Source organism: Aureimonas sp. AU22 (assembly GCF_001463745.1).
Classification (GTDB): Bacteria; Pseudomonadota; Alphaproteobacteria; order Rhizobiales; family Rhizobiaceae; genus Aureimonas.
Window position 1 is genome coordinate 90,932 of record NZ_BBWJ01000004.1, and the last position, 12,260, is coordinate 103,191.

Below are 12,260 nucleotides of genomic sequence, written 5' to 3' on the forward strand. Positions count from 1 at the left end.
GCAGCGAACCAAAACATCGCGCCGTCCGCCAAGCCTTCGCCCCTATGCGCGGGAGGCGCGAGGTCCACCTTCGTAGGATGCCTTGCGGACATGTCCGCGGCGGGCGGAGGACAAGCGGTTTGCCGATAGCTGGACACTCGCCGGGACATCACTGGCATCCGGTCATCGCCGTGCCGGTTCGAAACGAAGAGAAGCGGATCGCCAATCTTCTGCGCGCGCTGAACGATCAGTCGTGGTGCGACGACGCTTCCGATCGCGTTCTGGTGGTCCTTCTTCTCAACAATTGCACGGACCGGACGCGTGAGGCGGTGGGCGACGTCTTCCCGAGCCTCGGCAGGCTCCGCGTCGATCTGATCGACATCGACCTGCCGGCGCCCGTGGCCCATGTCGGAACGGCCCGGCGCATGGCGATGGAGCGTGCCGCCGCCGCCTGCCCCCCGGAGCGGGGCGTCATCCTCACCACGGATGCGGACGCCGTGCCCGATCCCGGCTGGATCGGCGCGACCCTGCGGGCGATCGATCGGGGGGCGGACCTCGTCGGCGGCAAGCTCTACGGAAACCGCTGGGAAGAAGAGCGTCTCGGCGCCGCCTTCAACGCGCGAGCCGCAGCCGCGGCCACCTATGCGATGCACTGTGACCGCCTGGCGGCACTGATCGATCCGCTCGATCACGATCCCTGGCCGCGTCACTCCGATCACACGGGCGGCAGCCTTGCCATACGAACCGAGATCTATCGTGCGGTCGGTGGTCTGCCGCCTCTGCCCCGCCGCGAGGATCTGGCACTCGTGGTGGCGGCCCGCGCAGCGGGCGCTCTCCTCGTGCATCCGCTGGACGTGCGCGTCGAGGTGTCGGCGCGGCTCATCGGCCGGGCGCGAGGAGGCATGGCCGATTGCCTGAAGGCATGGCTGCGGGCCGAGACGGAGGGTCTGCCTCTTCTGGTCGAAGATCCCGCCGGGTTGGAAGCGCGGTTGCAGCGGCGGCGCGCCGTGCGAAAGCTCGCGGATCTGCCGCCGCTGGCCCGCAGCACGGCGGCGGCGGCACTCGGGATCGACCCTTCGGCGCTGGCTGCCGGTGGGGAAGCACCGGCGCCCGGTTGGTTCGTGGAACGCTTTGCGCCGGACGAGCCCGATCCCGAGCCCAGCATGCCCGCCGGCGAAGCCATTGCCCGTATCCAGGCCCTGATCGCCGACTACGAAGGAACATTGCGTGCGGCTTGAACGCTTCGAACCCGGCCTAAGCCGTCCCGCGCTTCACGAAGCGCTCGGCGCCGAAGCGGCCGAGCGTGACCGTGACGGCGGCTTCCCCGAAGCCGCGTTCGGCGTCCTGCGCGCTCACGGCCTCGTCGCCGAGCCGCTGCTGGGCGACGGGGAGATCGGTGGTCTTCTTCGCCTTCTGGCCGAGATCGGACGCGGCGACCTGCCCACCGGCCGGATCTTCGAGGGGCATGTCAACGCATTGGCGCTGATCCGCCGCCATGGCACGCCGGGGCAGCGCGCGCGCTACGACGCGCTGGCCGAGGATGGGCACGTGTTCGGCGTCTGGAACACCGACAAGCCCGACGCGCCGCTGCGACTGGCGGACGGTCGGCTGCAGGGCGCCAAGAACTACGCGTCGGGCGTCGATGGGCTGTCGCATGCGGTCGTCACCGTTCCGGGGCCGACGGGCCGCGTGATGATCGTCGTGCCGCTGGAAGGGCTGCCGGTCGATCGTTCGTGGTGGCAGCCGCTGGGAATGCGGGCTTCGGGCAGCCACGTGGTGGACTTCACCGGCGTCGCCGTGACGGACGAGATGATCCTCGGCGCGCCCGACGCCTACCTCGAGGCGCCGTGGTTCTTCGCCGGGGCGATCCGCTTCGTCGCCGTCCATGTCGGCGGCATGCATGCGGTCTACGACACGGCGGTGGCGCATCTGAAAGACACCCGTCGCATCGGCGATCCCTATCAGGCGCACCGCGTGGCGCGGATGGGTGCGGCGGTCGAGGGTGGCTACGGCTGGCTCGACCGGGCCGCGCGGGAATGGATGGACGTCGCCGCCGGACGGGCGCCGCCGGAGCCGCTCGTCGCGACCGTCAACGCCGCGCGCGGCGCCGTCGAGGCGCTGGCACTCGGCGTTCTGGAAGAGGCCGAGCGGGGTGTGGGCGCGGGCGGGCTGATCGCGCCCCATCCGCTGGAGCGCCTCGTGCGCGATCTGCGCACCTACCTGCGCCAGCCCAATCCCGACGGTGCCCTCGCGGGCCTCGGCGCCGCCATCGCCGACGGGGTCTGGGAGCCCGGGCGCGCCTTCGACGGTTCCCGGCCATGACGACGCCGCTTCTCGACCCGTCGAGGCTCGAAGCCCGCCGGATCCTTGCCGTCGCCCCCCATCCCGACGATGAGGCGCTCGGCTGCGGTGCGGTGATGTGGCATCTCGGCCGTCTCGGTCGCACCATTCATGTCGCCTTCGTCACCGACGGCGGCGCCTCGCATCCGAACTCCCCCACCTGGCCACGGACACGTCTGGCGGCCGCCCGCGAAGCCGAGGGGGCGGAAGCCCTGGCTGCGCTCGGCCTTGGCGAGGTGGGACGCACCTTCATGCGGCTGCGCGACGCCGACATGCCGGCGGAGGGCACGCCAGACCATATCGCTGCGCTCGAGGCGGCGGGAAGCGTCGTGCGCGACGTACGGCCCGACCTCGTCCTCCTGCCGTGGAGGCGCGACCCCCATCGCGATCACCGGGACGCCTGGAGCCTGTTCCGCCGTGCGCTCAACCAGGCAGGACTGCAGCCGCTCACCCTGGAATACGCGATCTGGCTCGACGAGATCGGCGCGCCGGGGGATCACCCGAAGCCGGGCGAGATGGAGCGCGTTTCCTTCGCAGTCGGCGGGGCGCTGGCGCCCAAGCGCCGCGCGGTCGCCGCCCACCGAACGCAGACGGAACCCTTGATCCACGACGATCCGACGGCCTTCCGGCTGACCGAAGCGACGATCGACAGGCTGGTGGGACCGGTGGAAAGCTATTGGCGGCCGCTTTCGTGAAGCCCATCGACCTCGACGGCTTCGAGACGAAGTTCAAGGTCTCCAGCGATCCCTGGAACTACCGGACGTCCGCCTTCGAGGCGATGAAGCGCCGCACCCTCCTGCGCGCCTGCGGCCCGCAGCGGCTGGGTCGCGGACTGGAACTCGCCTGCGCGATCGGGGAGAACTCGCGCGCCCTCGCCTCGCGCTGCCTGACGCTCGTCGCCACCGACGGTGCGCCGACGGCGCTGGAAACGGCGCGCCGCCTCACACCCCACGACGCGCGGATCGATTATCGCCACGGCGTGCTTCCCGGCGGCATTCCCGGCGGTCCGTTCGACCTGATCGTCGTGTCCGAGATCGCCTATTACCTTTCGCCTCTCGACTTGGCGGCGCTTGGCCAGCGGATGATGCAGTCGCTCGCGCCGGGCGGACGGATCGTCGTGCTGCATCACGTCGTGCCCTTCGACGACGCCGCGCAGCTGCCGGCGCTCGCGCAGGCCCGCCTCTGCCGGATGTTCGCTCGCAGCATGCTCCGCGTCCTCGACCAGCGGCATGGTCGCTACGCCGTTGCGGCTTTCCGGCGTCGCGTTCGGCCGTCGAAGGTCCCTCGCGCGTGAGACGGTGGTGCGAAAACCGACCGGGTTCGGCTTTCCTTTACGGAAAAACCACCTAAACTCCTGGCGTGCTTCAAAATGGCACTTCGTGTCCCTGCGTGATCCTATCGGTGCCCTCCTCTCGGGAAAGCAACTGATGACCACTCATCTCGACATCGCCCTCGGCATCGCCGACCTCGTCAACGACGCGGTCAGGAGTTCCGAACCCCTCGACCTCGACCGCCATGTCCGCTCGCTCCTGGAAGTGGGCGCCCCCTCGCCTCTGACCCCGACCATCGTCGCCTCGGTTCTGAAGTCCGAAAGCGAGGATGCCGGCGTTCCCGTCTGCGAATCCGACGGCGCCCGCCCGACATAGCCGACCGACGCCAACGCGCACCGCCGCCTCGACCGCATCGCACCAAACCCGCTTCAGCTTTGCGCAACGTCTTTGCCCGAGGCTTTCTTCAACAAGAACAGGAGGAAGCCGTGCTCGCCAACCACGCCGCGATGGCCATGCCAAGTCCGATGACCCGTGACGACCATGTGCGCCTGGAAGGCGCGGAGGCCGCCCGGCGGGGCTTTTCCGCCCACGACAACCCCTATCGATCCGGCAGCGCAGACGGCATGTCGTGGCGGCAGGGCTTCGATCAGTCCTCCAGCGGCAGGATCCGCGTCGAGGGCTGAACCGCTCCGGACGGACCCGCGCGGTCTCGGTGGCTCGGAGCACCGACACGGGCCGTGTGTCGTGCGGCGGACGTTGCCCATCGGGGTTCCCCCTGCTCTCACCTCCCGTCTTGCCATGGGCCGTTCCACCTGCGCAGGTAGCGGCCGCGCGACGGGTGCCGATCCCGTTCGCCCCAATGTATAGACGCACAGGACAGGACAGTGGCTGACGAGAAGGCGGGGCGGGCGAAACCGGACGGCAACGCTCCGGACGAGACCAACCGCAAGGTCGTCACCCTGAAGGATGTGGCGGCGGCAGCCCAGGTCTCGCGCGCGACGGCGGCGCGTGCCCTCAACAGCTACGGCTATGTCGGCGGTGAAACCGCCACACGGATTCTCGAGGCCGCCGAGCGCCTGGGTTACCGCGCGAACCATGTGGCGCAGGCGTTGCGCAGCGGCCAGCTCCCCCTGATCGGCTTCGTTCCCGGCGATATCCAGAACCCGTTCTTCGCCCGCATCGCCCACGATCTCGAGTCCGAACTGCGCAAAGTCCGCCACAACCTGCTCATTGCCAGCAGCGAGGAGGATGTCGGCCAGGAGCGCGAGCTTCTGGAGCGGCTTCGCTCCCTCAGCATCCGTGGGATCGTTCTCGCGCCAACGTCGGGCCACGACAACGCCCATATCGCCGCCATCGCGCGTGCGGGCATACCCTTCGTGCTGATTGACCGCGTCGCTGCCGGTGTCGACTGCGACACGATCGTCGTCGACAACGAGGGCGGCGCGCGGACGGCTGTCGATTACCTCATCGCGCAGGGCCATCGGCGCATCGGCTTCCTCGGCGACGATTCGCGCATCTTCACCGCCAGAGAGCGCCTTGCGGGCTATCGCAACGCCCTGGCGAGCCATGGCATCGAGCCGGACGACGGGCTGGTCGTCGTGTCTCGCTCCACCGTCGACCACGCGGTGCAGGCGACGATCCGTCTGTTCAGCCGCCGCCAGCGTCCGACCGCGCTCTTCACCGTCGACAGCCTGATGACGCAGGGCGCGCTGCTCGGTCTTCGATCCATGGGCCTGTCGATTCCGCATCAGGTTTCGCTGGTCGGCTTCGACGATTTCAACCTCGCGACCTTCACCGATCCCCAGATCACGGTCGTATCCCAGCCGATCCCCGAGATGGGTCCTCTCGCCGCCAAGCTGCTGATGGACCGCCTGGCGGGCAAGGGCGGGCCTGCGCGACGGGTAACCTTTCCCACCCGCCTGATCGTGCGCGGTTCGGTGCTCCCGCCCCAACACATTTAGCCAGCTTTCGATCGGCATCGAAATTTCCGCTTGCCAAACCGGCGGAAGCATAGCCTGATGCGCGTGTGAGATCGATCTCACATCCAGTTCGAAAGGGGAGACGCCAGCGCGACGAACGCGCCGCTCCCCGCGCTTTCGGCCGCTTGGCCGACACCCGCGTCATCAGGGAAGGACCCCATGCTCAACTTCGACAAGGACCGTTTCGTCAGGATCCAGACCGGTGCCGTCGGCATCGCCGCGCAGGCCCGCCCGCTGATGCGTGAGCTTCTGGACGGGGGGGTCGAACGGCTCTTCTTCATGGGCACCGGCGGCGTGCAGCTTCTCACCTTCCCGGCGATCGACGTGGCCCAGCGCCTGTCGACCTTCCCCGTTTCCGCCGCGCTTCCCGCTCAGGTGGTGCTCGATCCGCCGGCCGGACTGGACGCGAAGGCACTGGTGATCATGCCGTCACTGTCCGGCACCACGAAGGAGAGCGTCCAGCTTCTGTCGTTCCTGAAGGCGCGCGGCGTGAAGACGCTCTCGCTCACCGGTCATGCCGACACGCCGCTGGCGCAGGAAACCGACCACAACTTCACGAACTTCGCCGAGGACGACACCTCCTCGGAGTCCTTCTACCTGCAGACGCTGATCCTGGTTCTGGCGCTTCTGGCCGAGCGTGGCGAGTTCGATCGCTACGAGGAGACGATCGCCGAGCTCGAGAAACTGCCGGAACTCATGGCTGCGGCCAAGGCGAGCTTCGAGGACGAGGCGGCCAAGCTCGCCGCCACGATCAAGGACGAGACCTACCACATCTTCACCGGCGCGGGCTCCGTCTGGCCGGAAGCCCACTACTACGGCATGTGCATCCTGGAAGAGATGCAGTGGATCCGCACCCGTCCGGTCCACGCGGCCGACTTCTTCCACGGCACGCTCGAACTGGTGGAGCCGGGCGTCAGCGTCTTCGTGTTCAAGGGCGAGGACGCCCTGCGACCGCTGTCGGACCGCGTCGAGGCCTTCGCCAAGCGCTACACCGACAAGGTGCGCGTGCTGGATGCCGCCTCGGTGGCGCTGCCGGGCGTCTCGGCGGAAACCCGAAAGCTCGTCTCTCCCGCCCTCCTCGCGACGCTTCTGGAGCGCCTCAGTGCGCATCTCGAGGTCCTGCGCGACCATCCGCTGACGACGCGCCGCTACTACAAGCGCGTCGAATACTGAGCCCCCCTCGACAACGGAAGGATACGTCCATGACACGGTGCATGCCTATCGCGTCCGCAGCGCTCGCCGCCGTCTCCGCCCTGGCGCTCTCCGCCGGGGTGGCGCTGGCCGCCCCCGGACAGGTCGTCGAGGCGGAGCCGAACGCGCCCGTCACCTACGAGGGCACGATCTCGGTTCTCACCAAGTTCGGCCTCCAGCAGCTTTCGCCCTTCTTCCAGACCATGGCGGCGGAGTACCAGAAGCTGCATCCGGGCGTCACGGTGGAGCTGATCCAGGAGAGCGACGACAGCGTGAAGGGCAAGACCAAGACGCTGGTCGCCTCCAACTCGCTGCCGGACGTCTTCTTCTCCTGGACCGGAAGCTGGGGGTCCAACTTCGTGCGCGGCAAACGCGCCGTCGACCTGACCAAGGTCATCGGCGACGGCACGGAATGGGGCGGCATGCTGGCTCCCGCCGCCGTCAAGGCCTTCGTCTACAACGGCAAGAACTACGGCATCCCGCTTTATCTCGACGCCAAGTTCATGGGCTACAACAGGGCGATCTTCGCACAGCACGGCGTGTCGGAGCCGAAGACGTTCGAGGACCTGCTGTCGGCCTGCGACACGCTTCGCAAAGCCGGGGTCGTGCCGATCTCCTTCGGCAACAAGGAGTCCTGGCCGGCGGTCCACTATGCCGGCCAGCTCCTGGCCTACAATGTGCCGCAGTCGGTCCTGGAAAAGGACTTCGACCCCAAGACCGCGACCTACGACGACGCGGGCTACGGGCAGGCGCTGGCCCAGCTGAAGTCGCTCAACGATCGCTGCAGCGACGGCGCGGCGGTGAACGGATCGTCCTACGCATCCGCGCTGCAAGCCTTCAGCAACGGCCAGTCGGCGATGTATTATCAGGAAATCATCGAGTTCGATCAGTCGACGGCCGCCGATGCGCTGAAGCGCGAGGATTTCGGCTTCTTCACCCTGCCGGTTCCCGCCGGCGCCAAGGGTGATCCGAAGGCGATCGAGGGCGCGCCGGAGGGCTACATGATCTCTTCGGATTCGAAGAACGTGCCGCTCGCGATCGACTTCATGAAGTTCGTGACCTCGAAGGAGAACGGTCGCGTGCTGTCGGCTCCGCCCTACGGCCAGCCGAGCGCGACGCTCGGAGGAGCCGCGCCGGAAGCGATGAACCCAGCCGTGGTGGAAGGCCTCAAACAGATCGGCGAGGCCTCCTACCTCATGCCCTGGCTCGACACGGTGAACCCGCCGCGCGTCGCCTCGGCCTGGCTGTCCAGTCTCCAGGCCCTGCTCGGCGGCACCATGTCGCCCGACGAGGTCATGGAGACGGTCCGGCAAGCCGCGGCGGCCTCGAAGTAACGGCATGTCGAGCACCGGTCCCCTGGATGTGGAGGGCGGCGTCGGTATCGCCGCCGCCGCCCGCGCGAAACCCCGGCGCTTCGCACGCGCCACCCGCGACTGGTTCTCGCTGCGTTGGGCGGCGGCGGCCGTCATCCTCGTCGGCTGGTTCGTCTACTACCCGATCGTCGACAACTTCGTGGTCAGCACCACGGACGAGGACATCTTCACCGGCGAGACCACCTATATCGGTCTCGCCAACTACGCTCGGCTCTGGGGCGACCCCGTGGTCCGCACGGCGCTCTGGAACAACGTCGCCTACGCCCTGATCTCGATCGTCTTCCAGGTGGCGGGCGCGTTCCTGCTCGCGGCGCTGATCGAGGGACTGGCGAGCGAACGGGCGCGGCGCTTCTGGCGTGCTGTCTACTTCGTGCCTTCGGCCATCTCGATCACCGTGACCGGCCTTCTGTTCTACTTCATCTACCAGCCGCGCATCGGGCTCCTCGACGCCGGACTCGCAAGCATCGGCCTCGGCGGCCTCGGCCATGCCTGGCTCGGCGATCCGCAGACGGCGATCTATGCGATCATCGCCATGAGCCAGTGGCAGGGGTTCGGCTATTCGACCCTTCTCTTCGCGGTGGCGATCCAGCGCATTCCGCGCGAGCTCTACGACGCCGCCGTCATGGACGGAGCCGGTCCCTTCCGCCGCCTGTGGAGCGTGACGCTGCCGATGACGCGCGAGATGACCGGGCTGATGGTGATCGTCACCATCACCGGCGCCTTCCAGGTCTTCAACGAGGTGATGGTGATGACCGGCGGCGGTCCCAACAATTCGAGCCACGTCCTCGGCACTTGGCTCTACCAGCAGGGCTTCATCGAGAACAATTTCGGCTACGGCGCTGCGATCGCCAGCGTCATCTTCGTCGTGACGATGCTCACCGGGGCCGCCCAGCTCTGGTACACGCGGCGGCGGAGGGTCGAGCTGTGAGCGCGCTCGCCCCCGCCCAGCGCCGCCCCGGCCATGGTGCCTTCTGGCCCGCGATCGGCCGCGCCTTCGCCCTGGCGTTCCTCGTCTGCCTCGGGCTCGTCGTCATCTATCCCCTCGTCTGGATGGCGCTCAGCGGCCTGAAGAGCAATGCCGAGATCTTCGGCAACCCGTTCGCGCTTCCCGCCCACTGGGCCTGGGGCAACTATGTCTCGGCCTGGAATCAGGGCGTGCGCGACTACGTGGCGATCAGCGCGCTCGTCACCGTCGTCTCGGCCGTCACCACGGTGCTGATCAGCGCCTGGACGGCCTACGGCCTCACCCGCACGCCGATGCCCGGCAAATCGCTGGTGGTCGGGCTCATTCTCGGCGGCCTCATGCTCAGCCCGACCGTGGCGCTGATCCCGCTGGTGCGCATGCTCCAGTCGCTGGGGCTCTACAACACCTACTGGGCGCTGATCATCCTCTACACGGCCTTCCGGGTGCCGTTCAGCACGTTCCTCATCCGCGCCTACATGATCGACCTGCCGCGCGACCTCGACGAGGCCGCCCGGCTGGACGGGGCGAGCGAAGGCCAGATCTTCTGGAAGATCACGCTACCGCTGTGCCGGCCGATCATCATCTCCTGCGTCATCCTGCACGTGCTCTTCGCCTGGAACGAGTATCTCTTCGCGATGGTCTTCACGAGCGGCTCGGACGTCCAGACGCTGCCCGTCGGCCTCACCTCCATCATGGCGACCCACGGCACGAACTACGCCGTCGTCTTCGCCGCTATGACGATCTCGGCGCTCCCTATCGTCCTCATCTTCTTCGCCGCCCAGCGATACTTCATCCGCGGCCTCTCGGAAGGCATCGGAAAGTGAGCCTGCGCCAGCCAAGCGACCGATCGACATGACCACTGCACCCCTCGTCGCCATCGGCGACAATTGCCTCGACGCCTTTCTCTCCAAGGACATGCTCGCGGTCGGCGGCAACGCCCTCAACGTCGCCGTGCAGTGGCGGCGCATGGGCCGTGATGCCCGCTACTTCGGGACCGTGGGTCCGGATCCGGAGGGAGATGTCATGCTGGCCGAGATCGAGACCGCAGGCCTCCGGCGCGGCGACGTGGAGGTCCGGCCCGGCGAGACCGCCGTCACCCTTCTGCGCGACCGGGAGGGCGACCGGATCATCCTCACCGAATCGCTCGGCGTCGGCGAGAACTACATGCCGGCGCCCTCCGCCTTCGCAGCGGTCGGCGAGGCCGCCTGGGTCCACCTCGGCACCCATTCCAACCCCGACCTCGTGCGCCGCCTCGCCGCTGGACGGGTGCCGTTCAGCGTCGATGTCTCGACGCATCACGACGCCCTTTCGCTCTGCGGCGCGCCGCTCGTCTTCGCCTCCGGGTCGGACGAGGCGGGCTTCGATCCGGCACCGCTGATCGCGCAGCTTCGCGCGCTCGGCGCCGGCCGCGTGGTGGTCACCTGCGGCAGCCGGGGCGCCTTCTTCGACGACGGGTCTCACCTGCGCCACGCGCTGGCAATGCCTGTCGATGTGGTGGATACCTGCGGGGCCGGCGACAGCTTCATCGCCACCTTCGTCACCGCCCACCTCGTCGACCGCCGGGACGCCGACGAGGCGCTGCGCATGGCCTGCGCGGCCGCCGGCGAGACCTGCCGCCATCTCGGCGGCTTTCCCCAGACGCTGCGCCGCATCCCGGACTGGCTGCCCGAGAAATATGCGGGCGTCATCGCCGCCGGACAGGAGGCCTGACCCATGCCGACGCTTCGCCTGAGACAGCCGGCCGTGGCTGCGAAGACCGACCGGTCCTTCTGGCTGCAGGACATCGGCGCCGGAGCCGCGACGTCCCCCCTCGCCGGGGCTGCGGAAGCCGACGTCGCGATCGTCGGCGGTGGGTATACCGGGCTGTGGACCGCGCTTCGCATCCTCGACCTCGCGCCCGAGACCCGCATCACGATCCTCGAAGCCGACTTCTGCGGCTCGGGTGCTTCCGGGCGCAACGGCGGGCAGGTCCATTCCTGGTTCGCCGGGTTCGACCAGATCGCGGCCGTCGCGGGCCGCGAGGAGGCGCTGCGGCTGTGCCGCGCATCGGTCGCATCGATCCGCGAACTCGAGGCGCTCCAAGCCGACGGCACGATCGACATGGACCTCCGGTTGAACGGTTGGTTCTGGACGGCGAGCTCGATCGCCCAGGAGGGGTCCTGGGCCCAGGCCGTGCGAATGACCGAAGAAGCGGGCGAGGCTCGGTTCGAGCACCTCACCGCCGCCGAGATCGAGAGCCGGACGGGCTCGTCTGCGTCCTATGCCGGGGTCGTCGAGCGGGACGCCGGGACGATCCATCCGGCCAAGCTCGCGATCGGCCTGCGGGCGCTGGCGCTCTCGCGGGGCGTCGCGATCCACGAGAAGAGCCCCGTGCTCGACATCGAGACCGGCGAGACCTGTCGTCTTCGCACGGGGAACGGCACGTTGACCGCGCGGCGGGTGGTGCTGGCCGCCAACGCCTGGCTGTCCGCCATCCCCGAGCTGCGCCGCCATCTCTATGTGGTGGACAGCCAAGTGATCGCGACCGCGGAGGTTCCGGAGGAGCTGGAGCGGATCGGCTGGCGCGACGGGGCCTCGATCTGCGACTCGCAGCGGCAGGTCCTGTACTATCAGCGCACGCCGCGCGGGCGCGTCGTGTTCGGCCGGGGCAGCGGCGGGGTCGCCTATCTCGGCGACTTCGGCGCGAGCTTCAACCGCAGTCCCTCCCATGGCCGAGACAACATTCGCGAGCTGCATCGCGTCTACCCGAGCCTTCGCGGCGTCGCGGTAGAATACGACTGGTCCGGGCCGATCGACTGCGTACCCGAGCACGTCCCGGTCTTCGACCATCTGCGCGAGCATCCCAACGTCTTCTACGGCATGGGCTTCAACGGCACCGGCATCGCCCAGACGCCGATCGGCGGGCGCATCCTCGCCAGCCTCGTGCTCGGCCGGCGCGACGAATGGAGCGCCTGCGGCCTCGTCGGGATCGAGAAGCGCACGAAGCTTCCGCCCGAGCCCATCCGCTACATCGGCTCGCGCCTCGTGCGCGGCGCCATCCGCCGGATGAACGACGCTGAGATCCAGAACCGCCAACCGGGCGCGCTCGTCCGCTGGGCGTCGCGCATGGCGCCCGGCGCCAGCGAGCACTAGCGGCCCGCTGCACTCCGGCTTCCCTCACCTC

Annotated in this window: 13 protein-coding genes; all 13 read left to right on the forward strand. The window is 68.6% G+C overall.

What is annotated here, in order from left to right:
• The first annotated feature begins 119 nt into the window (after positions 1-119).
• The 13 genes from AUL34_RS00935 to AUL34_RS00995 all read left to right on the forward strand — a co-directional run bounded on the left by AUL34_RS00935 (position 120) and on the right by AUL34_RS00995 (position 12,229).
• Complete coding sequence (locus AUL34_RS00935) at positions 120-1,217, forward strand: glycosyltransferase family 2 protein (protein WP_061929799.1); 1,098 nt, start codon at positions 120-122, stop codon at positions 1,215-1,217.
• Positions 1,207-2,301: an acyl-CoA dehydrogenase family protein gene (locus AUL34_RS00940; RefSeq protein ID WP_061929802.1), complete on the forward strand. Its 1,095-nt coding sequence runs from the start codon at positions 1,207-1,209 to the stop codon at positions 2,299-2,301. The genes AUL34_RS00935 and AUL34_RS00940 overlap by 11 nt, the downstream gene beginning before the upstream one ends.
• A complete protein-coding gene (locus AUL34_RS00945) occupies positions 2,298-3,014 on the forward strand; it encodes a PIG-L deacetylase family protein (protein WP_061929805.1) in 717 nt (238 codons plus the stop codon). Before AUL34_RS00940 ends, AUL34_RS00945 begins: the two co-directional genes overlap by 4 nt.
• Complete coding sequence (locus AUL34_RS00950) at positions 3,011-3,613, forward strand: bifunctional 2-polyprenyl-6-hydroxyphenol methylase/3-demethylubiquinol 3-O-methyltransferase UbiG (protein ID WP_156420719.1); 603 nt, start codon at positions 3,011-3,013, stop codon at positions 3,611-3,613. The genes AUL34_RS00945 and AUL34_RS00950 overlap by 4 nt, the downstream gene beginning before the upstream one ends.
• Positions 3,614-3,746: 133 nt before the next feature.
• The gene (locus AUL34_RS00955; protein WP_061929811.1) at positions 3,747-3,965 is read left to right on the forward strand and encodes a hypothetical protein; all 219 of its coding nucleotides are present in this window, start codon (positions 3,747-3,749) and stop codon (positions 3,963-3,965) included.
• A 110-nt stretch (positions 3,966-4,075) separates the two neighbouring features.
• Complete coding sequence (locus AUL34_RS00960) at positions 4,076-4,273, forward strand: hypothetical protein (protein ID WP_061929814.1); 198 nt, start codon at positions 4,076-4,078, stop codon at positions 4,271-4,273.
• Positions 4,274-4,474: 201 nt separating this feature from the next.
• Positions 4,475-5,551: a LacI family DNA-binding transcriptional regulator gene (locus tag AUL34_RS00965; protein ID WP_202814925.1), complete on the forward strand. Its 1,077-nt coding sequence runs from the start codon at positions 4,475-4,477 to the stop codon at positions 5,549-5,551.
• A 177-nt stretch (positions 5,552-5,728) separates the two neighbouring features.
• Positions 5,729-6,742, forward strand: a complete 1,014-nt coding sequence (locus AUL34_RS00970; RefSeq protein ID WP_061929817.1) for an SIS domain-containing protein — start codon at positions 5,729-5,731, stop codon at positions 6,740-6,742.
• A gap of 29 nt (positions 6,743-6,771) precedes the next feature.
• Complete coding sequence (locus tag AUL34_RS00975) at positions 6,772-8,094, forward strand: ABC transporter substrate-binding protein (protein WP_061929820.1); 1,323 nt, start codon at positions 6,772-6,774, stop codon at positions 8,092-8,094.
• A 4-nt stretch (positions 8,095-8,098) separates the two neighbouring features.
• On the forward strand, positions 8,099-9,061 hold the full coding sequence (locus AUL34_RS00980) for a carbohydrate ABC transporter permease (RefSeq protein ID WP_082653057.1): 963 nt from the start codon (positions 8,099-8,101) through the stop codon (positions 9,059-9,061).
• Entirely contained in the window at positions 9,058-9,921 is an 864-nt protein-coding gene (locus AUL34_RS00985) for a carbohydrate ABC transporter permease (protein WP_156420720.1), read from the forward strand. Before AUL34_RS00980 ends, AUL34_RS00985 begins: the two co-directional genes overlap by 4 nt.
• A 28-nt stretch (positions 9,922-9,949) precedes the next feature.
• Positions 9,950-10,807 (forward strand): PfkB family carbohydrate kinase, encoded by an 858-nt coding sequence (locus tag AUL34_RS00990; protein ID WP_061929823.1) that lies wholly within the window; start codon positions 9,950-9,952, stop codon positions 10,805-10,807.
• A 3-nt stretch (positions 10,808-10,810) separates the two neighbouring features.
• Positions 10,811-12,229, forward strand: a complete 1,419-nt coding sequence (locus AUL34_RS00995; RefSeq protein WP_061929826.1) for an FAD-binding oxidoreductase — start codon at positions 10,811-10,813, stop codon at positions 12,227-12,229.
• Positions 12,230-12,260 lie beyond the last annotated feature (31 nt).